24 protein-coding genes are annotated in these 22,395 nt (G+C 61.5%); 12 read left to right on the forward strand and 12 right to left on the reverse strand.

From position 1 onward, the window contains the following. Positions 1-42 precede the first annotated feature (42 nt). Positions 43-351, forward strand: a complete 309-nt coding sequence (locus BTUS_RS05910) for a DUF6385 domain-containing protein (protein ID WP_013075205.1) — start codon at positions 43-45, stop codon at positions 349-351. 13 nt (positions 352-364) lie between these two features. On the opposite strand, the gene BTUS_RS05915 is transcribed toward BTUS_RS05910, so the two are convergent. The 3 genes from BTUS_RS05915 to BTUS_RS05925 are packed head-to-tail and all read right to left on the reverse strand — an operon-like array spanning position 365 to position 2,942. Further along, positions 365-889, reverse strand: coding sequence for a hypothetical protein (locus BTUS_RS05915; RefSeq protein ID WP_013075206.1), 525 nt, complete (start codon positions 887-889; stop codon positions 365-367). Beyond that, positions 886-2,358 (reverse strand): FMN-binding glutamate synthase family protein, encoded by a 1,473-nt coding sequence (locus BTUS_RS05920; protein ID WP_013075207.1) that lies wholly within the window; start codon positions 2,356-2,358, stop codon positions 886-888. Before BTUS_RS05920 ends, BTUS_RS05915 begins: the two co-directional genes overlap by 4 nt. Then, positions 2,355-2,942, reverse strand: a complete 588-nt coding sequence (locus tag BTUS_RS05925) for a ferritin family protein (protein ID WP_013075208.1) — start codon at positions 2,940-2,942, stop codon at positions 2,355-2,357. Before BTUS_RS05925 ends, BTUS_RS05920 begins: the two co-directional genes overlap by 4 nt. A gap of 164 nt (positions 2,943-3,106) precedes the next feature. Here BTUS_RS05925 and BTUS_RS05930 point away from each other — a divergent pair, with 164 nt between their 5' ends. Together BTUS_RS05930 and BTUS_RS05935 are read left to right on the forward strand one after the other, a co-directional pair. After that, on the forward strand, positions 3,107-3,916 hold the full coding sequence (locus BTUS_RS05930; RefSeq protein ID WP_041303806.1) for a hypothetical protein: 810 nt from the start codon (positions 3,107-3,109) through the stop codon (positions 3,914-3,916). Between the two features lie 16 nt (positions 3,917-3,932). Continuing rightward, a complete protein-coding gene (locus BTUS_RS05935; RefSeq protein WP_013075210.1) occupies positions 3,933-4,934 on the forward strand; it encodes a glycosyltransferase family 4 protein in 1,002 nt (333 codons plus the stop codon). Here BTUS_RS05935 and BTUS_RS05940 read toward each other — a convergent pair. The 6 genes from BTUS_RS05940 to BTUS_RS05965 are packed head-to-tail and all read right to left on the reverse strand — an operon-like array spanning position 4,886 to position 10,304. Beyond that, on the reverse strand, positions 4,886-5,881 hold the full coding sequence (locus BTUS_RS05940; RefSeq protein WP_013075211.1) for a glycosyltransferase family 4 protein: 996 nt from the start codon (positions 5,879-5,881) through the stop codon (positions 4,886-4,888). The two genes, BTUS_RS05935 and BTUS_RS05940, sit on opposite strands and share 49 nt — an antisense overlap. Beyond that, the gene (locus BTUS_RS05945) at positions 5,878-6,621 is read right to left on the reverse strand and encodes a glycosyltransferase family 2 protein (protein WP_013075212.1); all 744 of its coding nucleotides are present in this window, start codon (positions 6,619-6,621) and stop codon (positions 5,878-5,880) included. Before BTUS_RS05945 ends, BTUS_RS05940 begins: the two co-directional genes overlap by 4 nt. Then, positions 6,618-7,532: an NAD-dependent epimerase/dehydratase family protein gene (locus tag BTUS_RS05950; protein WP_013075213.1), complete on the reverse strand. Its 915-nt coding sequence runs from the start codon at positions 7,530-7,532 to the stop codon at positions 6,618-6,620. Before BTUS_RS05950 ends, BTUS_RS05945 begins: the two co-directional genes overlap by 4 nt. A gap of 6 nt (positions 7,533-7,538) precedes the next feature. After that, positions 7,539-8,261, reverse strand: coding sequence for a sugar phosphate nucleotidyltransferase (locus BTUS_RS05955; protein ID WP_013075214.1), 723 nt, complete (start codon positions 8,259-8,261; stop codon positions 7,539-7,541). 13 nt (positions 8,262-8,274) lie between these two features. Then, complete coding sequence (locus BTUS_RS05960; protein ID WP_013075215.1) at positions 8,275-9,264, reverse strand: GDP-mannose 4,6-dehydratase; 990 nt, start codon at positions 9,262-9,264, stop codon at positions 8,275-8,277. After that, complete coding sequence (locus BTUS_RS05965; protein WP_013075216.1) at positions 9,261-10,304, reverse strand: NAD-binding protein; 1,044 nt, start codon at positions 10,302-10,304, stop codon at positions 9,261-9,263. Before BTUS_RS05965 ends, BTUS_RS05960 begins: the two co-directional genes overlap by 4 nt. Before the next feature lie 185 nt (positions 10,305-10,489). Here BTUS_RS05965 and BTUS_RS05970 point away from each other — a divergent pair, with 185 nt between their 5' ends. Next, complete coding sequence (locus BTUS_RS05970) at positions 10,490-11,311, forward strand: CsxC family protein (protein WP_013075217.1); 822 nt, start codon at positions 10,490-10,492, stop codon at positions 11,309-11,311. 129 nt (positions 11,312-11,440) lie between these two features. Here BTUS_RS05970 and BTUS_RS05975 read toward each other — a convergent pair whose 3' ends face one another. Both BTUS_RS05975 and BTUS_RS05980 read right to left on the reverse strand, forming a co-directional pair. Further along, positions 11,441-12,400, reverse strand: a complete 960-nt coding sequence (locus BTUS_RS05975) for a glycosyltransferase family 2 protein (protein ID WP_013075218.1) — start codon at positions 12,398-12,400, stop codon at positions 11,441-11,443. A gap of 161 nt (positions 12,401-12,561) precedes the next feature. Beyond that, positions 12,562-14,355, reverse strand: coding sequence for a peptidoglycan D,D-transpeptidase FtsI family protein (locus BTUS_RS05980; RefSeq protein ID WP_169307945.1), 1,794 nt, complete (start codon positions 14,353-14,355; stop codon positions 12,562-12,564). Between the two features lie 241 nt (positions 14,356-14,596). Here BTUS_RS05980 and BTUS_RS05985 point away from each other — a divergent pair, with 241 nt between their 5' ends. The 8 genes from BTUS_RS05985 to leuS all read left to right on the forward strand — a co-directional run bounded on the left by BTUS_RS05985 (position 14,597) and on the right by leuS (position 21,749). Beyond that, the gene (locus BTUS_RS05985) at positions 14,597-15,124 is read left to right on the forward strand and encodes a YqeG family HAD IIIA-type phosphatase (protein WP_218917983.1); all 528 of its coding nucleotides are present in this window, start codon (positions 14,597-14,599) and stop codon (positions 15,122-15,124) included. After that, the gene (gene yqeH / locus BTUS_RS05990) at positions 15,121-16,212 is read left to right on the forward strand and encodes a ribosome biogenesis GTPase YqeH (RefSeq protein ID WP_013075221.1); all 1,092 of its coding nucleotides are present in this window, start codon (positions 15,121-15,123) and stop codon (positions 16,210-16,212) included. The genes BTUS_RS05985 and yqeH overlap by 4 nt, the downstream gene beginning before the upstream one ends. A gap of 62 nt (positions 16,213-16,274) precedes the next feature. Next, positions 16,275-16,496, forward strand: coding sequence for a hypothetical protein (locus BTUS_RS05995; protein ID WP_013075222.1), 222 nt, complete (start codon positions 16,275-16,277; stop codon positions 16,494-16,496). Between the two features lie 68 nt (positions 16,497-16,564). After that, complete coding sequence (locus BTUS_RS06000) at positions 16,565-17,437, forward strand: shikimate dehydrogenase (protein ID WP_013075223.1); 873 nt, start codon at positions 16,565-16,567, stop codon at positions 17,435-17,437. Then, positions 17,434-18,045, forward strand: coding sequence for a nicotinate-nucleotide adenylyltransferase (nadD, locus tag BTUS_RS06005; RefSeq protein ID WP_013075224.1), 612 nt, complete (start codon positions 17,434-17,436; stop codon positions 18,043-18,045). The genes BTUS_RS06000 and nadD overlap by 4 nt, the downstream gene beginning before the upstream one ends. Then, positions 18,042-18,617, forward strand: coding sequence for a bis(5'-nucleosyl)-tetraphosphatase (symmetrical) YqeK (gene yqeK, locus BTUS_RS06010; protein WP_013075225.1), 576 nt, complete (start codon positions 18,042-18,044; stop codon positions 18,615-18,617). Before nadD ends, yqeK begins: the two co-directional genes overlap by 4 nt. A 38-nt stretch (positions 18,618-18,655) precedes the next feature. Beyond that, positions 18,656-19,006 (forward strand): ribosome silencing factor, encoded by a 351-nt coding sequence (rsfS, locus tag BTUS_RS06015; RefSeq protein WP_013075226.1) that lies wholly within the window; start codon positions 18,656-18,658, stop codon positions 19,004-19,006. Positions 19,007-19,259: 253 nt separating this feature from the next. Continuing rightward, a complete protein-coding gene (leuS, locus tag BTUS_RS06020) occupies positions 19,260-21,749 on the forward strand; it encodes a leucine--tRNA ligase (RefSeq protein ID WP_013075227.1) in 2,490 nt (829 codons plus the stop codon). Between the two features lie 107 nt (positions 21,750-21,856). Here the strand turns inward: leuS and mntR are convergent, their stop codons facing one another. After that, positions 21,857-22,321 (reverse strand): transcriptional regulator MntR, encoded by a 465-nt coding sequence (gene mntR, locus BTUS_RS06025; protein ID WP_013075228.1) that lies wholly within the window; start codon positions 22,319-22,321, stop codon positions 21,857-21,859. Positions 22,322-22,395: the final 74 nt, after the last annotated feature.

Raw genomic sequence — 22,395 nt, forward strand, 5'->3', positions numbered from 1 at the left:
GCATAAATGGAAGTCTGATTCTCGATAAACGAGGGGATTTACATGTTCCGCCAGTTCGTTGAAACGTACACAACTTCCGACCAACTCACGGGGTCCAATTTTATTGAGCTGGCAGGCCTCAATATCTACACCTTTGTGGTGATCAACGCGGGTACGGCCCCCGCCACCGTGGGCGTCCAAGTGAGTCCCGATCAAGGGACGCTGATTGCGGACGGCCTGTTGGAGAGTGTAGCTCCTCAAGGGGCGGTGGCCCTGGTTCCCAGGCTTTTTCTGCGCTACGCCCGGGTGGTGTTTCAATCCGCCGAACCCGGGCGGCCCACTGACGTGATCATCGTTTTTAACGGCCAGTGATGCCAAGTCCAGGTCAACGGACAAGCTCCGAGTCGATGTCTCCCACATCCACCACCCAGGAGGCCAGCCACCCGTGCTCAATGGCGGTTTCACCCCAGATCTCGAGCAAAACGGATCGCAGGCGGGTATCCTTCGTTCCGTCGATGATCCGCTCGTACACGGCGAACAGGTGGGCCCAGGTCACATCAGAGATCTCCGATGGACCGGGTCGCACCTGGACCTCGGGCTCGCCCATCCGGCGCATCTGCCGGCGCAGCCGCCGCCCGTGTGCCTCGAGCCGCTGTTTCATGCGCTGCCAGCCGAGCCGCGTCTCATCGTGGGGCGCCCGATTCAGCGGCCGATCCAATTGCCGAATCAAGCGCTCTAACATTTCGGCGGCCAGAGCCAGGGCATAGATCGTTTCCTCCGGGGTGAGGGGGAGGTGGCGGCGTATGTCGGCGATCTGATCCCGGGTGATGAGAGGAGGCGAGGCCGGGCGAGGGGCTGCCGAGGAGCGGGCGCGAGCACGATCCTGCCGAATTCCCTTCTTTCGAATCACGATCGCTCCCTCCAGCCTGGGCTTTTCGGCGACCATACATTCTCGCACCTCCGGGTTCGATCTTTCCGGTACCGATCCCAGCGGGCCTCCCCGGCGTAGCGGATGCCCGCCGTTCGGGCCACTTCCGGATCCAGGGCAAACAGGTCCGAGGCGCTGACTTCCCGGATGGACATTTTCCCCATGGCCCGAATGCCCATGGCCATCTCATCGGCACAGGATTTGAGGAACAGGGCGAGAGAACGGGCCCCCTCCAGGGGATCGAACCGGTTTGTGCGTTTTCCCACCATGAGCACCAGTTCGGTGGGAGGTTCGAAAGGCAGGGCTTTCTGGAGTTGGCCATGGCTTGCCGCGTAGAGGGCGGGGGATCCGATAGCCACGGCCGTGGCGCCAAGGGCGATCGCTTTTAAAAAATGTCCCGGGGTGGCGAGTCCGCCGGATATAATGAGGCTGACGTCCTTGACCCGGTGCGCGTCAAAATATCGCCTGGCCCGGCTCAAGGCGAAAAAGGTGGGCAGGCCAAAGTCATCCTCGGCGATGGGCTCGCTGCCTTTGGTACCGGCCTGGGCACCGTCGATGGTGATAAAATCCACGTCGCACTCCAGCAGCGCCTCCAGGCAGACTTCGATGTCGTCGCCCGGAGCGATTTTGGCCCCGATGGGCACCCCGCCGGACATTTCCCGCAGGAACGCAACCATGCGCGAAAGATCCCGCACTCCTTGCACCCCCGGAAATTGCTCGCCGATGCGCGCCCATTCCCGAGGTCCAAGCTTCATGGCAGATCGGGCTTCTTTTAACTCTTCCGGCGGAATGTGAATCCCAAGCCCCGTGGAGGCCCCTTGGCCGAAATGAATCTCCACTGCGGAGGAGGCCCGGACCAACTCCGGTTCTTTGGCCCAGTGGGCCCGGCTCCATTGAAGAATAAATCGCCCGCCGGCCGCATCGACGTCCTCGAGGTAGACGACCCCTTCCCCGGTGTTGACCACCGTCCCCATCGCCGTGGCCCCGCCGAGCAAGGCGCTCCACGCTTGCCGGGTGATGCCGACGCCGTACCCCATGCCACCGATCAGGATGGGGATGGCGAGGTGAAGCGGACGCCGGGCGCGGGGGCCGATGGCCACCGACAGGTCGATGACCCCCGCAGAGGCCGCCCGGGTGACCTGGGCCGGGGTGAAGCCGATGGCGTCGAATTGGGGGGAGGGTTTGGGAGAGCCCATGGGCCGTTTGATCACTTCGCCGGTGGCGGCCCGCATGCTGTTCTCAATGAGAAGCTGGACGCCGCTCCGCCGGCTGGCGCTGATAAACTCCCAGAGATTATGACGGTAGGGATCCGTCACAAGAATGCCCAGCGTCCGGTCCGCCACAAGATCGATCCAGCGACGCCCCTTGCGCCAGAGGACGAGAACGACAAGCAACACAGTGACGAGGCTGCCCACCAGGGAAGCGCTCAAAAAAACCAGCCACACATTCATCGGGCATGCAACTCCCATTTTTTGAACAACTGCCGGTGAGAGCGCTCATCCGCGGCGTGTTCCAGAAACATTTTCCGCACCGCCGGCTCGGTGGTTTGGCGAACCACCCGCTCGTAGTGGGCGATGGCCAGCTGCTCCGTCCAGGCGTCCCATTTGGCCATCCATCGTTCGGGTAAGACCATGCTCATGGCGATGGTCACCCATCCGGCCACGTGGCCGAGGCGGTTTGGGGCGGAGCGCCTGTAAAGGTGATGGTACAGGGAGCGAAGACGGCGCACATGCACGTGCTCGATTCGGGCGGCCGCGTCGAGAACCGCCACCAGGTAGTCGGAGCTCCCGGCCCGATGAAGCTTGAAGGCTTGGTAGTGGAACATTTTGACCTGCTCCACCTCCAGGCCGATCATAAATTTAAAATTGTGGTTGATTTCCTTTTTCTTGAGGGGCACGTTCGGTTCGTGAAATTTAAATTTATAGCTCGACATGTACCCCCGCCACCATCGCCACGCCACAAATCCACCGATGGCGAGAACCGCGATGAGCAGCAGGGCGAGGATTGTCCCTCCGATCCACCATACAAGAGGCATGATCGCTCACCGCCCGTTTCCTTTTTTAGACAAAGGTTCTGGGTCTAGTCTGGCCAAGCTCGATTCCGGGTAAAACCTGCACAGCCGCCCAGTATCCGGCGTACAGATAAAAGTGACACGGCCGGTGGTGGGAAAATGGCGGCTGGCGGGCAGCGTCTGGGGGGGTGTTTGATCTTGCGCGCAGGATTTGGGAAGCCCGGGGCGGGCGGACCGGGGGGACCGGGGTGAAACGCCGGAAAAAGGCCCCAGGTCTCTGGCTGCAGCGATTTGTCCAGATCCGCGGCGACGGGGGGGCCCCGGGCGACGATGGGTTTCGCCTGGCTCCTGGGGACCCCCGGGTGGTGGAAGTGGGGGAAGGAGAGGCTGCCGATGGGGGAAAGGACGGCCTCATGGGCCGGGTGAGGCCTGCGGTTCTGTATCGGTGGCAGGAGGGTACCACGCGGTGGACGGCGGCCGACATGTTGGAACAGGTCTGGCAAGTCGACTGGCTGGCTCCGTTGTCCGGCGTCCGGGGGGAGATCGGTGAAAGGGCACAGTGGGAGGCGGAGGTCGAGGTCCAAAGGGCCACCCCTCGTTTCGGCAGCGGAGTGCGTGTGGAAGGGACCCTTCGAGTGACGGCGGTGGGCCCCGCCCCGGGGGAAGTCTCACTTGAATCCGCACCCCTTTACTACGAACGCCGGAAAATTCCCTTTACGCTGATCCTGGGGGAAGAGGTGTTCCCGGGAGATCAGAGACGTGCACCTCTCACGGCCAATCTTCCGAAGGTAGGGCGGGCTTCTTCGGGTGGGTGGGGCGGCCCCGAGGATCTATTTGGGTTCGATGAGCCCAGGCACGTCACCACCTCCGACTGGAAGGCGCAGGTCCTGATATATTCACTTCCCGGGCGGCATGCCGGGGGATCGCCGACAGTTTGGATTCGGGTGACGGGGCGAGTGGCGTTATGGATCCGGGTGATCAGTCCGATGCCAGGGTAGCGACGGGGGGTTGAACATGCGGGTTACGGTGGCGGCGAAGGATCTCGGATATGGCGGCCATGCCCGTACGGTGATCGAGCTGGCACATGGACTTCAAAGCGCCGGTCATCGGGTGACCCTGGCGGTGCCGGAGTCGGCGGCGGTGGACTGGCCGGTGCAGTGTCCACTGGTCCGGATCGCTCCAGGCGGACCGAATAACCTTCCGGGGTCGGAGGTGGCCGTGGCCGCAGACACCGAATCCTTCGATATCGCCGCCCGTTGTGCCGGGGGTCGGGTGATCCGCTTTCTGGGGCGATTTGACCCTTCCTACGCCCCGGACCCGGCGGCCGCCGACCGCAGTATCCGGGAGGCAGCGGCGGTGTGGGCGACGTCGGAATCGATCGGAGCCCGTGTGCGGTCCCGATTCGGGAAAGTCGCAGCGGTGTTGCATCCGGGGGTCGATCCCTCGGTGTTTCGAGGGCGCCCGGAGCGTCGCCCGGCGGGTGTCGGCCAGAAGGTCTTGCTTCTTGTCGCTCCCGAAGGCCCGGGATTGCCGCCCCGGGACCTGGGCGTCGCGTATGCCGCCCTGGATCGGGTGAGATCGGTGTTACCTGGAATCCAGTGTCACGCCCTCTGCCGGGGGGGCGTCCGGCCCCCCGGAGAAGGCTGGGTCTTGCACGGCCGGCTGCCCGATCACCAGCTGGCCTTCCTGTACAACTCCGTGGACCTGTTCATTCATCCGGCGAGTGGCGAAAGGGCTCCGATTTCCGTCCTGGAAGCGATGGCCTGCGGCACCCCGGTGGCCGGCGTGTATGGAGACGGTATGAACGAAATCGCCGTGTCCGGGTACAACGCCGTGCTCGCCCCACCTGGCGATGTCGAGAGGCTGGCCCGGATGATCCAACTTGCCCTCACAGACCTCACGCTGCGAACCCACTTAATCGCCGGAGGGTTGGAAACCTCCCGGGAGGCCCACTGGACCCGATTGTATCAAGAGGCGGCCAAGGCGGTGGTGAGGGCGGCGTCCACTTGGCGATAAAAACGCTGCCAAGTCCACTGGGCGGCGGTGCGAAGCCCCGCCCGGCGCAACCGCTCCCGGAGAAAATCGTTGCTGAGTACCCGTAGGATCGCCCGGGCCAAAAGTTCCGGGGACCGGGGCGGGACCATGAGGCAGTTCTCGCCCGGCACGGCAAAATCCCTCACCCCTCCGGAATCGGTGGTGACGACGGGGGTCCCGCAGGCCATGGCCTCAAGGGCGGGCAGGCACAAAGCCTCAAACCAGGACGCCGAGACGAACAGGTCGCTCCCTGCATAAAGCTCGGCCATATCCCGGTCGGTGTCCGCCCGGGCCAGGGTGAAGGGTAAATCGGTCTGAATCTCGACCCCGTCCGTGGATACCATCACGATCTCCACGTCCGGGATCACCCGGCGCACGATGTCCATCGCTTGAAAGAAATCTGCCGATCCTTTATAGAAATAGCCGTGACTCTCGGCCCGATAGATGAAAAAGACCCGGTGCCTGCGCCGGGGAATCTCGGGGTAGGGCCGAAATACCGATGGGTCGACCCCGGGCTGGACGAGATAACTGGAGCGACCCACCGCCTGCCGGATTTGCTGCTGGAGCACCCGGGAGATGGCCAGGACGGGAACGGGGAGCCGGTACGTTTCCAGGGCGGCTCCTTTATCCGGAACCCACAGGGGTTCGTAGCCGTTGGACAGGCGCACGACCCGAGCTTTTCCCGCTTGATAAGCGGGCATGACGGTCGGGTAAAAATTTGGAATGTAAACGTCCGCTTCCGGCAGGACTTCCGGGATCAGGGCCGGCACGCGGATGATCGGCACCCGGACGTCGTAAGCCAGCTCTGCATTCTGCAACAGTACGATGGACACCCGGTGGCCATAGGCCTGCAAGCCATTGGCCATTTCGGCGATCACCCGGCATCCCCCGCCCCGGTGAAGGCTCATCACCGGGATGACGATATTCACGACGTACCACCTCCAAACTGTTGTCTTCGACGGGCAGCCCGTTGTCGCACGAGATTACTGTAGTAGCGGTCGGCGGCGGGGTTGGCGCTCATGTTCGACCCGTGCCACCGGTAGGACAAGAGCGGTTCCGGGATGTATCCCACCGTGTATCGTTCCACCAGCCGCAGCCAGAGGTCATAATCGTGACCTTGAACCAGTGCCGGATCGAATCCCCCGACTTGGAAAAAGGCATCTTTCCGCACGATCGTGGTGGAGCCGTTAATGAAACAACCTTCCAATAAGATGGCATAGAGGCGGTTTCGGTCCGAATCCCAGGGTGACTCCACCGTATACTGGCGGACGCCGTGGGCGTCGATCACATGAAACGACGTATAGCACAGGGCCGAATAGGGGTGACGGGTGACGTATTGCCACTGAGCGGCGAGTTTTCCCGGCTCAAACCGGTCGTCTGAGGATAACCAGCATACGTAGGGCGCCCGGGCGGCGGCGAACCCCCGATTCAGCGCGGTGGCGGCGCCGGATCTGCGCTGGCGAATCACCTGGATCCGGGACCCAAAGGTTTGCAGAATGAGCGGCGTCCGGTCGGTGGAGCCGTCGTCCACCACCACCACTTCAAAGGGCGGAGCCCCCTCTTGCATCAGAGCGCTGTCCACGCACTCAAAGATATAGCGCTCGTGGTTGTACACCGGCACCACCACGCTGATGAGCGGACTCCCCGTTCCGGCTCCCACCGCACTCACACGTGATACACCTGCCGCATCCACTCCAAAGTCAAAGGGAGGCCTTCGTCCAGGGTGATCTTCGGATCGTGGCCGAGATCCCGCTCGGCCCTGGCGATGTTCGGGCGCTTGTTGACCGTGTTGTGCGCATCTTCGGGGAGATAGGTCACAAGATCTTCCGACGCCCCGGTGAGGGCGAGAATTTTGTCGCTCAATTCATGCACGCTTCGGTATTCCCGTCCGCCGATGTTGTACACCTCTCCGGGGCGGAATCGATCGATGCACCGGACCAACGTCGCGATCAGGTCGTCCACATACATGAAGACCCGGTGGTAGCCTTTATACACGGTATACGGGAGCCGGTGGAGGGCCCGGTACAGGAACAGGCACACCACACTGCGGTAGGGGTGATAAAATTCTCCTGGGCCGTAGGCGTTGAACAGGCGCAACCGCATGACGGGCACCTCGTAACGCTGTTCAAAATTCATGATCTGCACTTCATTCACCCATTTGGTCATGGCGTAGTCGTTATGGGGAATGACCGGCTGGCGAGTCGGCAGATCTTCATCAAGGACTGGCTCCCGGCTTTGCCCGTAGATCTCCGAGGAACTGGCAAAGATGAGCTTAAATCCCTTTTTCCGCTGAAATTCCAAGATATTCCGAGTGCCCACGACATTGGTCTGCCACAGGGTGTCGTAATACTCCTCGCCATTGATTCGCCCGAATTCTGCAGCCAAGTGGTAAACGAAGTCGTAATCCTGCTCGAACACCCGCTCCAGTTGGCGATAATTGCCCACGTCAGCGCGAAAATATTGAGGCTCAGCGGTGTGGTGCAGGTCGCACTGCCACACATCGTGACCAGTTTGCCGCAAGGCCGAGACGAGGCGTTTGCCGAGGGTTCCCCGGCTTCCCGTCACCAACACGGTGCTCACGACGGTTCACTCCTTTCGTTTCACCTTGGATGGGGACGGCAAAAAACGGCCCTTGTCGGCCGCGAACAGTTTTTGCGCCCGCCTAAAGTCTTCCATTCGCCCGACATCGATCCATACGCCGGATAGCGGGTAGTGGCATACCCGGCGGCCTTCGGCGATCAGGCGGCCGATGAGGTCGGTCATGTCGCAACGCCCATCCGGAACCATGGCCAAGGCGTCCGGGGAGAGTACGTAGATCCCGGTGCTGACCAGGGCCGGAAGACGCGGCTTTTCCTCCACCCGGAGCACGCGCTCTCCTTGGGTGTGAAGGACGCCAAAATCCACGGGAATCTCCGATGGGTAGGAAACCAGGGTCAACGCAGCACCGTATTCCTCGTGTTTGGCGGCGATGTCACAAAATCCCGCCGTGGTCAGGATGTCGCCGTTGACGACGAGCAGCGGCTGATCGGCAGGCAACTGGCTGAGGCCGCCGGCAGTACCCCGGGGTTCCGTTTCTTCGATATAGGTGATGCGGGCGCCGAAGGCTTCGCCGCCGCCCAGGTAGGTGCGGAGAAGATCGGCCCGGTAGCCGACGGTCAAGACCAGGTCGTCAAAACCCTGGGACTTAAGTTGCCGGATCAGGATTTCGACCATGGGAACCCCGTCCAAGGGGAGGAGGGGCTTGGGAATGACGTCGGTGAGCGGGCGCAGCCGCTGACCCCGGCCTCCCGCCATAATGACCGCTTTCACAGGTCTCCCCCCCTCACACGACATAGTTGTCGCCGGGAAACCGGTCCAGGTGGTCGTTGACCCATGCCAGCGTTCGTTCGAGCCCTTCCCGAAGGTCGACCTGGGGGCGCCAACCCAGGATTCTCGCGGCTTTCGAGGAGTCCGCCCACAGTCGGCGCACTTCGCTCCGGGTCGGCCGCAGCCGCTTGGCCTCCTGTTCCACCGGCAGCCTTCGCCCGGTGATCGAAAAGACTTCCTCAACGAGATCGCCGATGGTGATTTCCCGGCCGCTCCCGATGTTGAAAACTTCTCCCACGGCCTCATCCACCTCCGCGGCCCGGACGAAGCCGGCAGCGGTGTCCACAACATAGGTAAAATCCCTTTTTGTCGACAAATCGCCCAGTTGAATCCGGTCCCGGGTCAGGGCCTGCACGAGAATGGTGGGAATGACAGCCCGGAGGGATTGGCGAGGCCCATAGGCGTTAAAGGGCCGCACGGTGACCACCGGAAGCTCATAAGAGCAAAAAAAGCTCTCGGCCAATTTGTCGGCCCCGATTTTGCTCGCCGAATATGGCGATTGGCCCTGAAGGGGATGATTTTCATCGATGGGGACAAACCGTGCGGTTCCATAGACCTCGCTGGTGGACGTGTGGATGACCCGCCGGACGCCCAGGTCCCGGGCGGCGGTGAGAATGTTCAGGGTGCCGATCAGGTTGGTCTCCACCACTTCCCGGGGGTGAGCGTAGGAGTAGGGAATCGAAATCATTGCCCCGAGGTGAAAAATCACTTCCATCCCCTGGGCGGCTTGAAGAACGGCCTCGGCATCGCCCAGATCGCCGGCCACCACATCCAATTCCTGCTGGATGGCCGGGTCGAGGTGGGCGAGCCACCCGAGATTGCGGGTGGAGTTATACCGGACAAAGGGCCTCACCCGGGCTCCGCGCCGGACCAAAAGCTCTGTCACGTGACTTCCGATAAATCCTGCGGCCCCGGTGACGAGAACGGGTACTCCATTCCAGTTCACGGCGTGCTCCTCCTTTCCTCCCATTTACCCCGCCAATACACCACGTCCACGTCCACGCCGTCCTTGTAGGGAAGAAAGCCGAGCTTCTTGAGCTGGTCCTCGGTGAGAAGGGGATCTTGGGCGAACACTTCCACGCCCTGTTGCTGCAGCTGCCGGCCAAGCTCCACCGCCCGGCTTCCCTCCACCACCGGGACCCCGGGCTTATAGGTGAGTCCCGCTAAAAGGGCGGCCCGCCTGCCCTGGGCGATCTTCACCAGGTGGCGCCGGTACGCCTGGTCCGTTTTGGCGGCAGCTTCAAGGAGAGGGGCGTTGAGCCATTGCTGCAGAAAGTCAAGGTCCTTGGGCAGGCACTCCCCGCCAATGCCATAATCGACATCCGCCAGTCGGACGTTACCTTTGGTGCCCACGGCCAGACGCAATTCGTCAAAATCGAGACCCCCGGCGTCACATCCCATTTTCAGGGCTTCGGCAAAAGCGATCTCCATGTACCGGGCGGAGTTTTCGACGAGTTTGGCCAGCTCGGCGATCTCCGGGCGGCTGACGGGAAAAAGGGGAATTTGGCAAGCGGTATAAAAATGGATCCCCGCCTGAAGGCTGGTCTCCGTGACTCCTGCGATCACCCGGGTGGTGCCGGTGGGGTCTTCGTCTACCCCAAACAACACCCGGTGAGGGACATGGGTGAGATAAAAATCTTTTCCGGGGGTGTATCCCCGGGCGCGAAACCTCTCCGCCGCTTTCGCCGTGGTTCCCACGGGAAGGGTGGATTCGATGCTCACCAGGGCTCCGGGTTTCGGGCGCACGCCGTCCAGGGCTTGAAAGAGCCAGGACAGCCCGGGCCCGGTGGAGACGCAGACAATCCACACGTCGACCTGGTCGGGATCCCGACAAATGCCGTCTGCAGAAATGCCCTGCTCTCGCAGGGCGGCTACTTTATCGGGATCGATGTCCACCGCCGTGAGAACGTCGGCGGGTCGAACGCTTCTCAGGTGAGTGAGAACGTGCTGCCCGATATGGCCCGCGCCGATCACACAGATGTGCACGGGGCACCACCTCCAAGGGATGAGGTGTTGCCAGTGTATGAGAGACGGGCAGCCCGCCGTGTGGACGTGTGCGGAAAGGGAGAAAACAGGGCGACGGCCTTGGACAGGGGCCGATTCGTTTCGCGAATCTCGGCCATACCATTGTGGTGAATCCCGATTCTGAAAGAAGGGGGAGGAGATCAGAAATGAGTAGAACACGTAGCCGGCTCGGCTCCCGGAATGCCGACGTCGATGTACTCGGGATTCGTTCGGAGTGCCGAGAGGCGGAGGTGTTGGAGGCCAGAACGCCTCCTGAGGCGCCGAGCACGCCGGTGACCCCTGTGCCCACCGTGGGTCCTGTGACGATCAAGGCCCCGGTGCTGTTGGCGCAACTCACCATGCAGATCGACCTGGACGCCTCGATCCGGCTGCCGGATCCGGCCACCGACATCCTTCGCATCGACAAAACGGTCTTCCTGGATCGATGCGACCTGCTGATGCCCACCAATCGGCTGTTTGTCCGCGGACGGGTTCGGGAGGATATCCAGTACGGGACGGCTTCTCGGGTGACCCGGAGAGCCGTGAGCGGAGATGTGCGCCATACCATCGTGGATATCCCCTTTGAAAGCGTCACGGCGGTCACCTTCCTGACGCCGCCCATCGAGCCCACTCCGGAAATCTACGAGGAGTTCCAAATGGTGGGGCGGTTTGGCCGGCCGCTTCGGGAAACGGACTCCCTGACCATCGTTGACTATGACAGCAAGCCCTATTGCGAATTGGTGAGCGCCGCCGTGCTCCAGGCGGATGTCCCTCGCCTCTACGGGGAAGGCAGCCATTCGCCCGGCGGGGAACGCGGCTTCCAGGCAGGGGACCCGCCCATCGGGGAACGGAGCTTCCGCACCTTCCGGGAGCAGATGATGGTGCTGCTGACCATCCAAGTGTTGCAGCGCCAACTGGTGCTCGATCCGGCTCCTCCGGTGGGACCAACGCCGACGCCGACGACACTGCCGCCTCTGCCGCCGGTCTGAAACGTTTGCCGGCTATCGGGGGCCGCTCGGGAGCGACCGAAGCGGCCCCCGCAGGAGGGGCGGGGCGCGAACCGTGGGAATCGTCGGCGGGCAACGGAGATCATGAGGGCACATGACGGAGCATCGCCGTTATTGCAAAGGCAGCGCGAAGGTTTGGACAAGCCACTCGTCGCTCCGGACCCGGATCTTGAATAGTTCCTGACGGCGCTCCAGCGTACCGTCCGAAAGGACCGCCGTCAACAGGTCGAAACGCATGGGGTGTGTGGACAGCCCCCGTAGGAGCCGGGCCAATCGGGGTCCGCTAAAATGGCTGAGTGCCATTCGAGCCAAGTTGTAGTAGTAATCGTAGGAGGGAACGGCGTAGGGATGAGCTTTGCGGAACACGTGGCGAACCACGGTGTTCGGTGTCGTGCCGAGGCGATATCCCGTGAGCCACATCCGAATGGACCATTCGATGTCTTCAAACCCCCAGGTGCGAAGTCCGTCGTCGAAGCCGCCGACCTGTCGAAAAACCTCTGAGGAAACGGCGATGCAAGCCCCGGGGAGAATCGGTACTGCCTGCGGCCTTTCGGGCTTTGGCAGCCAGCGAATCTCTCCGGACCCGGACAACGACTGCCCGAATCCCGCCAAGTCCGTCCGGTCGTGGGCAGCAATCCCCGGACACACCGCATCCCAGTCTCCGGAGCGCAGTAACTGTACCAACTCGTCCAGCCAGCCATCCTCAACAAACACATGGGCGTCACAGAAGACGAGAATTCGCCCCCGGGCCGCTTCGGCACCGACATTTCTTGCCCTGGCCGCTCCGATACCGCCGGTGTGAATCACGTTCGGGGCTAGGGCGGGCGCCCTTTCGTGCGCGTGTGGGACATGCACTTTTGGACCTTCCGGGCTTCCTTGGGCCCTTTCGCCGGGCCGCGCCGCGTGGGCGAGGCTATCGGCGATCTCCGGCGTGGTATCGCTGGAACCGTCCTCCACCACAATCACTTCATAAGTCACGCCGGTTCGAGCCCCCCAAATCGACCGAACCGTTTGTTCCAGATGATCCCGTTCGTTTCGGGCAGGCAGGACAATGCTGACCTCGGGGTCCACCGCAACCCCTCCCGTGGGCAAAAATGGCACGGGATAGTATATGAGGGGGAAAGCGGTGGGGGACCTGAGTGAGAAAGCAAACATCTGCCGACTCGGCGCTGATGGGGCAAGTTTTTCGCGATTCGTTCGCGGCCGCTGTGCGGCCCGCAAACTGAAATTCTTCACCTCCCCCCGCCGGACTGGGGGGCGCCGTCCGTCTGGGCGTTTCCGGCGTGCGCCAGGGCGTTGACGATGTCGAGAACGATGGGTTCGGGGTAGCGCAGTCCCGAACTGTCGGGGATGTCCAGAGCGTCCACGGCGATGGCGTAACGGGGGTGATCGTAGGGAAAATACCCCACAAACCACTGATTGACCCGGTGGGGTTGGCCGGTCTGGGCCGTGCCGGTCTTCCCCGCCACCGGCCAGGCCGCCTGGGCGAGAAGGTGCCCGGTGCCCTGGGGGGAAGCGATGACCTCCCGCATCCACTGACCGACTTCTTTGGCCACCCCCGGATTGATGGCCTGAACCGGAGACTGGATGGGAAATGTCCGATACGGATCTCCCTGGGCGGTGGCGAGTCTCATCACCAGCCGGGGGACGGGTCGTTTCCCGTCCGCGGCGATGGTGGCGGCCATCACCGCCGCCTGAAGGGGACTGATGCGGACATTTTCCTGCCCGATCCCGGTGTTGGCCAATAAGCGCAGTGCACTGCCCGGCCCGACAAAGATCGAACCCGGGTCTTCCTCATCGAACACATCCCGGCCGTCCACCACCTGCCCCTGCCTTTGGGCCAGGCCAAAGGCCTTGGCGTAGTCCTCCATGTTCTGACGCCCCAGCTTCATAGAAATCTGGGCAAAGGCCACGTTGCAGGACTGGGCGAAAGCTTCCTCCGCCGTCTCATGCCCGTGCACCTGCCAACAGTTGAGCACCCCATCCCCAATTTGGATCGAGCCCGTGCAGTTGAAAGGAGTGTTGGCGGCGAGCTGCCCTTTGTCCAGGGCGGCGGTGGCATCGACGATTTTAAACACTGAGCCGGGAAAATCGGCCTCCACCGCGAGATTTTTCGGGTAGTTGGCGGCCCCGGACGGGATGTGGTTCTGGTCAAAATTTGGCCGGGAGGCCATGGCCAGGATGTCGCCGGTATGCACGTCCATTACCACCGCGGCGCCTCGGGGCAGCGCCACTTTGTCCATGGCCGACTCCACGATCTTTTGCAACCCCATGTCCAGGGTCGTCTGGACGTTCAGCCCGGTATCCGGCCGGGTCGCTTCTCGGATCCCCAGCCCCGGCAAGGGCCGGCCTTCCCCATCCACATAAAAATGAAGGGTTCGAGCGGGGCCGTTCCCGCGAAGATCCTCCTGGAACACGCTCTCCAGGCCCATTTTGCCCACCGGCTCGTTAAGAGGGTAGCGCCCATCGTAAACCTGGGTGACGAGATTGGGGTCCTCCCCGATGAACCCGACGACGTGGCGGGCCAGAGATTGATTGTTGTATCTCACCGTGACTTGGCGGGGCAGGATCCCGTCTATTCCCAGAGATTGAACGGCGGCCGCCTGGGCGTCGGTCAATTCGATGGGCGTGGAAGTCCCACCGGGGCTGGGCAGGCTGAGCAGGCCCGGCTGTTTCATGGAAGCCAGGGCGGCCTGGATCTGGTTCACCGGGCGTCCCAGGATGGCGGCCAGCCGCCCCAGATTCGGATCGTGGAGGTCGGGGTGCCAAGGCGGCAGGACCACCAGGCCGAGGAAGGTGTGTCCGGTCAGGGACCGCCCGTTTCGGTCAAGGATGTTGCCCCGACCCGAGTCCACCACAAACTGTTCCCTGCGCTGTTCCACCGACAGGGCCACGAGATCGTGGCCTTCGTAGTGGCGGGCATCGGCCACCTGAATAAAAAACAGTCGCCCGGCGAGGAGTGCCACCAGGCCGGTCCATACCCCGGTCCAAATGAACAAGCGGCGGCTGTGCCTCCAGCGTTTCAAGGTCATCCCTCCCCGCCCCTTCACCATCGGTATCGTCCCTCGACTTTTCCAGTATCGCCCGGTTTTTCGCGGGGGAAACCCTAGCGATTCCCCGTCGAATCTGCCACCTGTAGCACCTTGGTTCAAAGGCGGCGCCGAAGGACGGCTTTTTTTCGCTTGGATCGCGGGTTGGAATGTGGTACCATTCCAGGTTGACAGGATGCGATGGAACGACTGCAATTCGCGGCGGGGAGTGGAAGCTGTGCTGCGCCTTTTTGTGCCAGATGCATACGTGCCGTCGATCTACGCCGTGAATGCCGAGGCGTTGGTTCGCAAAGGCTTGCTCGGAGTGGTCACAGATTTGGACAATACGCTGGTGGCTTGGAACGAGCCCGAGGCGCCGGACAAGTTGGTCCATTGGCTGGACGATTTGCGGGATCGGGGCTTGAAGGTATGCATTGTCTCGAACAACAAAGAGGTTCGGGTTCGCCCTTTTGCGGAACAGTTGAATATCCCGGCGGTCCACGAAGCCGGGAAACCGCGCATGCGGGCTTTCATGAAGGCTTTGGAGATTACCGGCACCCACCCCCGGCAAACGGCGATGATCGGGGACCAGTTATTTACGGACATCGCAGGAGGAAACCGGATGGGGATGTATACGATTCTCGTGGTGCCGATTTCCGATAAGGAATGGGTGGGGACCCGGGTGATGCGGCTCTTCGAACGCCGGGTGCTGCGCTTTATTGCCCCGTCCCTGCATCGGATCTCTGAGGGGGAGCATCGAGGATGAAGGTCTGCAGTGGTTGCGGGGAGGAACTTCAAAGCGAGGACCCGGGAAAAGCCGGCTACGTCCCGGCCCATCGCATCGATGAACCCGGGGTGCTGTGCCGACGCTGCTATCGCATCATCCATTATCAGGAAATCGCCCCTGCTGCGGTGCCGCCCGAGCGCCTTCGGGGTGTCTTGGCCCGGGCGAAACAGGAGCGGGCCCTGGTGGTTCAGGTGGTGGATATTCTCGATTGGACGGGTACGCGAATCCCGGACCTGAACGACGTGGCCGGGGAGCGGCAATGGCTGGTGGTCCACAAAATCGACCTCTTGCCTCGGGAAACCAATTACGATCGGGTCAGGCGGTGGTTTGAACGGCAGCTCAGGCGGGAAGGCTTTCGCGCGCAACGCGTGTATTTGGCCAGCGCCCACAAAGGGATCGGGATCCCCGGGTTGCTCGCCGATCTGAACCGGGTCGACGGAGCGGTGTATTTTATGGGCGCCGCCAACACGGGAAAATCGAGCTTGCTCAACGCGTTGATGGGAGCCGCCGAAATCTCGTCGGATCGCCCCCTCACCACGTCCCGGGTGCCGGGCACGACTTTGAACGCGGTGACCATCGACCGCGGGGAAGGGCGAAAATGGGTGGACACCCCCGGCATCACGGCGGGCTACCGAGTGGTGGATCGGTTGTGTCCGACGTGCCTTCGGGCGGTGGTGCCTGTTCAGCCGATTCGGCCCCGGGTCTATTCGTTGGAGACCGGACAAAGTATTTGGCTGGGGGGATTGGCCCGGTTGGACGTACTGGAGGGGGATCGACAACCTTTTGTTTGCTTTCTTTCCAACCGGGTTCCCATCCATCGGACGAATGTACTCCGGGCCCAGCCTTTCTTTGAAAAGCACGCCGGCAAGGACCTGGTCCCTCCCTGTGAGCGCTGTCTGGCGGGAGTTATGACCATGGCGCGCACCGAGTGGAAACTCGAGGCCGGAGAGAAAGTCGACCTGGCGGTGGCTGGCCTGGGATGGGTCTCGGCCCGGGGACGGGTTGCCCGGGTGGGCCTTTCTGTGCCCGAGGGGGTTGAAACGGAGTTGCGCCCGGCCTTGGTTTGAGTATAGGGGTGAAAACTTCCGCATATGGCTTGAGTAAGATCGTCGGTGAGGAGGTTGCCCCTTTGGAGACGTTGCGGAGGCGCAGGGTGGTTCGGGTCCTGTCGTTGCCCTCGGTTTCTTCCCAGCCGATCACCTTCGATGTTGACGGTTGGCTCGATTGGTTGCGCCGGGAGGTCCAACGGGCGCGGGAGAGTGAGCCGGAGTTGCAGGATTATCATCTCCACGATCTCCACATCGCCTTTGAGGGCACGAATGTCAAACTCAGAATGGATTTTCGAAAATAGCCGTTCTCCCGCTGCTCATGGTATGATGGGGGAAAGAGAGGGGCCGTACGGGAAAGCGGGGGCAGGGAATGGTACAGGTGGAAGGCCGCGTGGCCTTGATCGGTCATCCGGTGGGGCATTCTCTATCGCCCGTGATGCACAACCGGGCCTTCGAGCGGCTCGGGTTGGCGTGGCGGTATAGTGCCTTCGATGTTCAACCCAAAGATCTCCCCGACGCGATGCGAGGCCTTCGAGCGCTGGGGTTCCGGGGATGGAACATCACAGTCCCCCATAAAGAGGCGGCGTGCCGTCTGGTGGACGAGCTGTCCGATGAGGCCGCGGAGATTGGAGCCGTGAACACCGTGCTCGTTCAGGAGGGGCGGTTGACGGGTTATAATACGGATGGTTGGGGTTATGTGGAAGCCCTGCATGCGGAGACCGGTTTGACGGTGGAAGGGAAGGTCTCTGTCGTGGTTGGCGCCGGGGGGGCTGCCCGAGGCATTGCCCACGCCTTGGTGCGGGAGGGGGCCTTGGTGCGAGTGGTGGCCCGGCGCCCGGCGCAGGCCGAGAGGCTCGCCGACGAGTTCAGCCGCCTGGGACCCGGTCGAATTCAGGCCGGGGGCTGGGACAAACTGCAGGTTTGGCTTCGGGAAGCGGACCTCTGCGTCAACACGACACCGGTCGGGATGAGCCCGGACACGGGCGCAATGCCCTTCGATCCGGGGTGGACCCGGGAGGGCTGTGTGGTCAGCGATATCGTCTACAACCCAAGGGAGACCCTGTTGTTGAAGCGCGCCCGGGAGTTGGGAAGGTCCACCTGTGACGGGGTGGGCATGTTTGTCTTTCAGGGTGCTGCGGCCTTCCGGATTTGGACGGGACTGGCGGCGCCGGTGGCGGACATGCGGGCGGTGGTGGAAGAAGGGTTGGACGACGGGGCGGTCAAAGGGGGCTCCGATATATGAAACGGATCGGGCTCTTCGGAGGCACCTTTGATCCCGTTCATATTGGACATATTGTCGCGGCGGAATACGTATTGGATGCCTGTGGTTTAGAACGCGTGCTCTTTGTTCCAACCCGAATTCCGCCACACAAAGAGGCGCCGGATACGCCGGCCGAAGATCGGTTTCACATGGTTGAAGTTGCCGTGGCTGACCGTCCGGGCCTCGGGGTGAGCCGGGTGGAACTCGACCGGGAAGGGCCATCGTATACCGTGGATACCCTTCGTTATCTGAGGACCCGGCACCCGGATGTGCGATTCGCATGGATTGTCGGCGCGGATCAACTCCTGGGATTCCCGATGTGGAAATCCCCCGAAGAGATTGTTTCTTTAGCCGACTTGATTGCGGTGGTCCGGCCGGGGTATAACGAGCATAAGGGGATGGACGTCGTTCGAAAGCAATTTCCCAGAGCTGCTCTCGAGGTGGTGGAGATGCCCCGGCTGGAGGTTTCATCTTCAGAACTTCGCGCTCGGCTGGAGGCAGGGAGAACGGTCAGTGTATTGGTGCCCCAAGCTGTTCAGGAACTGATCCGAGCAAAAGGGTTGTATAAAAGGGCGGGGCGGGTGCGATGACGGAAGAACAGATCAAAGAGAAGGTCAAAGGGGCCCTGAGCCCGGCGCGATTCGCTCACGTGGAGGGCGTGGTGGCGGAAGCCGAACGACTGGCCAAGCGCTATGGGGCAGACGGGGATAAAGCGCGCCTGGCGGCTTGGATCCACGATTGGGCCCGGGAATGGCCCGCCGATCGTCTGGAAGAGGAAGCTCGGCGACTGGGGGTCGATCGGGAGCTCTTTGGACCCGTGGCCGTCTTGCACGGACCCATCGCCGCCGCCAAACTCGGGCAGGAATTCGGGGTGGAAGATGACGAAGTTGCAGATGCCGTCCGTTATCACACCACCGGGCGCCCGGGGATGGGGCTTTTGGAAAGGGTGGTGTGTCTGGCCGACGCTGTGGAGCCCGGGCGGGCTTATCCCGGAGTGGATCGGCTTCGCCAATTGGCCAGTCAGGATTTGGACAGGGCTCTGGCGGAGATGTTTGATGCCAGCCTGCGGGATCTTCTCGATCGCGGGAGACCGGTGGCTGTACTGACGGTGTTGGCGAGAAACGAATGCTGGTCCCGGGTCCGCGGTGGGCGGAGCCGATAGTGGGGCAAGGCCAGCAATCCGACAGGGGAGGCGTGGGAATGAGTGCACAGATGGCCAGTTTAGCGCGCCTGGCGGCGGATGCCGCAGCGGACAAAAAAGCCGGGAATGTGGTGATCCTCGATATTGGAGAACTCTCCATCATCGCCGATTACTTCGTCATTTGCAGCGGTCAGTCCAGAACCCAGGTGCAGGCCATCGCAGATCATGTGCGCGAAAAAATGGAGGAACACGGGGCGGTGCTCCAAGGTCTCGAAGGACGTGATGAAGCCAGGTGGGTTCTGCTCGACTTTGGGGATGTGGTGGTGCACGTGTTCCGAGAGGAGGAACGGGAGTTTTATCAGCTGGAACGACTCTGGGGCGATGCCCCAATGTTGTCCCAGTCCTCGTGACATCTCCGACAACAAATTGACACCTTTTGTCGATCCATGTATAATGTAGCATACAATTGGCAGTCGATCGCAGGGAATTTCAGTGTAGATTTCGCCCCAAACAGGCAACCAGCGGCGGGTGAGGGTTGATTCTTTTGGATACCTTCCGGTGTCCGTGGAACGCGACTCCAAGGGTGTGTGCGCGGTGACGGCCTCACCGCGGTGGGCAAGGGCCTCTCGTCCCTGGCACGAGCCGGGGCGAGAGGCTTTTGTGATGAGTGGCGTCAAGGAGGGGTACGTCGTGACCGAACTACAGTATGTGCCGGCAGAGATCGAACCCAAGTGGCAGAATCTGTGGGAGGAGACCGGGCTGTATCGCACCCGGGAGGATGCAAACCGCCCGCATTACTATTGCCTGGAGATGTTTCCTTACCCCTCGGGCAAGTTGCACATGGGCCATGTTCGGGTTTACTCCATCGGCGATGTGGTGGCCCGGGTGAAACGGATGCAAGGGTACAATGTTCTTCATCCCATGGGGTGGGATGCTTTTGGCATGCCCGCGGAGAATGCGGCAATCCAGCACGGTGTCCATCCCCGGCTGTGGACCTACGAGAATATCGACCACATGCGGCAGCAGCAGAAACGCCTCGGGGTCAGCTACGACTGGGAGAGGGAAGTGACGACCTGCGCGCCGGATTATTACAAGTTCACCCAGTGGATGTTCTTGCTTTTCTACCACCGCGGGCTCGCCTATAGGAAAAAAGCGGCGGTGAACTGGTGCCCACATTGTGTCACCGTGCTGGCCAACGAACAGGTGGAGAACGGGAGATGCTGGCGCTGTGGCACGGAGGTCACAAAGCGGGAGCTGGAGCAGTGGTTTCTGAGGATTACTGATTATGCTGATCGGTTATTGGAGGATTTGGATCAGCTCGACCGCTGGCCGGAACGGGTTAAAGTGATGCAGCGCAACTGGATCGGGCGCAGCACCGGCGCGGAAGTGGAGTTCGCACTGGAGGGACGGCCGGAGACGATCCGGGTGTTCACCACCAGGCCGGACACGCTGCTCGGGGTGACGTACATGGTTCTCGCTCCCGAGCACCCGTTGGTGCCGGCGCTCATCGAACACTCGAGTGAGAGGAATCGGGTGGAGGCCTTCGTAGAGGAGATGCGCAAGGCTTCGGAGGTGGAACGCACCGCGGCGGAGGGGGAAAAGCGCGGGGTTTTCACCGGCACTTATGCGATTCATCCCCTCACCGGGGACAGAGTGCCGATCTGGGTGGCGAATTATGTACTTCTGGATTACGGGACCGGCGCTGTGATGGGTGTGCCTGCCCACGACGAACGGGATTTTGCCTTTGCCAAAAAATACAACCTTCCGATCCGGGTCGTGATTCGACCGGAAGATCGAGAACTTCCCACGCCCCCTGTCGAAGCCTATGTGGAAGACGGAGTTCTCGTAAACTCCGGTCGGTGGGACGGGATGCACAATCGCGAGGCGATCCACGCCATCACCGCCCACCTGGAGGAGATGGGAAAAGGGCGTTTTGCCACTTCTTACCGCATCCGAGACTGGCTCATCTCCCGGCAACGCTACTGGGGAGCGCCGATTCCCATCGTGTACTGCGATCATTGCGGCATTGTGCCGGTGCCCGAAGATCAGTTGCCCGTCCGGTTGCCGGAAGATGTCTCTTTCGAGCCGGGGACGGTATCGCCTTTGGCGACCAATGAGGATTTCGTCCAAACCACTTGCCCGAAGTGCGGAGGACCGGGCCGGAGAGAAACGGACACCATGGACACCTTTATGTGTTCATCGTGGTACTATTTTCGCTATACCAGCCCGAAGGAAACCGCTCGCCCCTTCGATCCCGAAGCGGTTCGCAAATGGTTGCCAGTGGACGATTATATCGGCGGCATTGAGCACGCGGTGTTGCACCTTCTTTACTCGCGATTTTTCACCAAAGTCCTCCAAGACGCCGGGTGGGTCGATTTTTCCGAGCCATTCCGCCATCTTTTAACCCAGGGGATGGTGATCAAGGAAGGGGCGAAGATGTCCAAATCCAAGGGCAATGTGGTGTCTCCGGATGACATCATCAACCGGTATGGCGCCGACACGGCCCGGTTGTTTATCCTGTTCGCCGCCCCGCCCGACCGGGACCTGGAGTGGAATGACCAAGGCGTGGAAGGTAGCCACCGGTTTCTCCATCGCGTCTGGCGGCTCGTCAACCAGAATCGAGAGGTGTTTCACGCTCCGGCCGGAGACCGGATGGCGCCCGCAGCCAGGGATCTGCGCCGCAAGACCCACGCCACGATCAAAAAGGTGACCGAAGACTTCGCGCAGCGGTACACGTTTAACACCGGGATCAGCGCCATCATGGAATTGGTAAACGCCATCTACGCCTACCCGGCGGAGGCGGATCCCTTCACCAAGGCGGCGGCCATCCGGACCGTGTTGCTCCTGCTCGCCCCAGCCGCACCCCATATCTGCGAAGAGTTGTGGAGCCAGATTGGAGGAACGGGCAGCGTGCACGAACAGCCGTGGCCGACCTATGATCCTGCGGAACTGGTGACCGACGAAGTGGAGTATGCGGTGCAGGTCAACGGTAAGGTCAGAGATCATATCGTCGTCTCAGCTTCGGCGGGGGAGGAAGAAGTCCGCCAGACAGCTTTGGGTGCGGAAAAAATCCAGGAATGGACAGGTGGAAAACGAGTGGTCAAGGTGATCGTTGTCCCCAAGAAATTGGTCAATATTGTGGTGAAAGGGTAAACCGCAGTTCATCGAAACGCTACACGGGAGATCGGGGTGCCGATGGCGCTCCATTACCGCTTCCTGCGGCCGGACAAACGAGGTCCGGCCGTTTCACGTGCTTCATGTCATTCATCCATCACTTTTAGATTTTCTGTGGAGCGATCTTCGGCCGTTCCGGCCTGTAACCGGCGAAAGCGTTCGAATGCTCGTTGATATTCCGGATACTCCTGAAAGAACAGGACGAGGCTCTGCAAGGAACGCATGGTGCTGGGGCTAATGTGGTGTTCAATGCCTTCCACATCTTTACGAATCGTGCTCTCCCCCACCCCGAGCAGGCGCAGGAAGTCCTCTAACATCCGGTGGCGCTGTTTCATATTCCGACCGAGCTGTTCCCCTTCCGGGGTCAGGACCAGACCGCGATATTTCTCATACGTCACAAAATTCTTTTCGTCCAATTTCTGAATCATCTTTGTGACGGACGAAGGCTGCACGGCGAGGATTGTCGCAATATCCGATACCCGGGCGTAGCCTTTTTCCTTCATGAGTTCATAGATGGTTTCCAAATAGTCTTCCATGCTGGGTGTTAGCATGCGACAGGCCCCGCTTTCCAAAGGGTTCTGTTCCATTTTACTATTGCACTCCCCGATGTTGCAAACAAACCTTG

The sequence above is a fragment of the Kyrpidia tusciae DSM 2912 genome, from assembly GCF_000092905.1.
GTDB classification, from domain to species: Bacteria; Bacillota; Bacilli; order Kyrpidiales; family Kyrpidiaceae; genus Kyrpidia; species Kyrpidia tusciae.

Excerpts from the sequence above, each read along its gene's own strand:
- BTUS_RS05910 (WP_013075205.1), top strand. The coding sequence starts at position 43 with ATGTTCCGCCAGTTCGTTGAAACGTACACAACTTCCGACCAACTCACG.
- BTUS_RS05920 (WP_013075207.1), bottom strand. The coding sequence starts at position 2,358 with ATGAATGTGTGGCTGGTTTTTTTGAGCGCTTCCCTGGTGGGCAGCCTC.
- BTUS_RS05925 (WP_013075208.1), bottom strand. The coding sequence starts at position 2,942 with ATGCCTCTTGTATGGTGGATCGGAGGGACAATCCTCGCCCTGCTGCTC.
- BTUS_RS05935 (WP_013075210.1), top strand. The coding sequence starts at position 3,933 with ATGCGGGTTACGGTGGCGGCGAAGGATCTCGGATATGGCGGCCATGCC.
- BTUS_RS05970 (WP_013075217.1), top strand. The coding sequence starts at position 10,490 with ATGAGTAGAACACGTAGCCGGCTCGGCTCCCGGAATGCCGACGTCGAT.
- yqeH (WP_013075221.1), top strand. The coding sequence starts at position 15,121 with ATGAAGGTCTGCAGTGGTTGCGGGGAGGAACTTCAAAGCGAGGACCCG.
- BTUS_RS06000 (WP_013075223.1), top strand. The coding sequence starts at position 16,565 with ATGGTACAGGTGGAAGGCCGCGTGGCCTTGATCGGTCATCCGGTGGGG.
- nadD (WP_013075224.1), top strand. The coding sequence starts at position 17,434 with ATGAAACGGATCGGGCTCTTCGGAGGCACCTTTGATCCCGTTCATATT.
- yqeK (WP_013075225.1), top strand. The coding sequence starts at position 18,042 with ATGACGGAAGAACAGATCAAAGAGAAGGTCAAAGGGGCCCTGAGCCCG.
- rsfS (WP_013075226.1), top strand. The coding sequence starts at position 18,656 with ATGAGTGCACAGATGGCCAGTTTAGCGCGCCTGGCGGCGGATGCCGCA.
- leuS (WP_013075227.1), top strand. The coding sequence starts at position 19,260 with ATGAGTGGCGTCAAGGAGGGGTACGTCGTGACCGAACTACAGTATGTG.
- mntR (WP_013075228.1), bottom strand. The coding sequence starts at position 22,321 with ATGCTAACACCCAGCATGGAAGACTATTTGGAAACCATCTATGAACTC.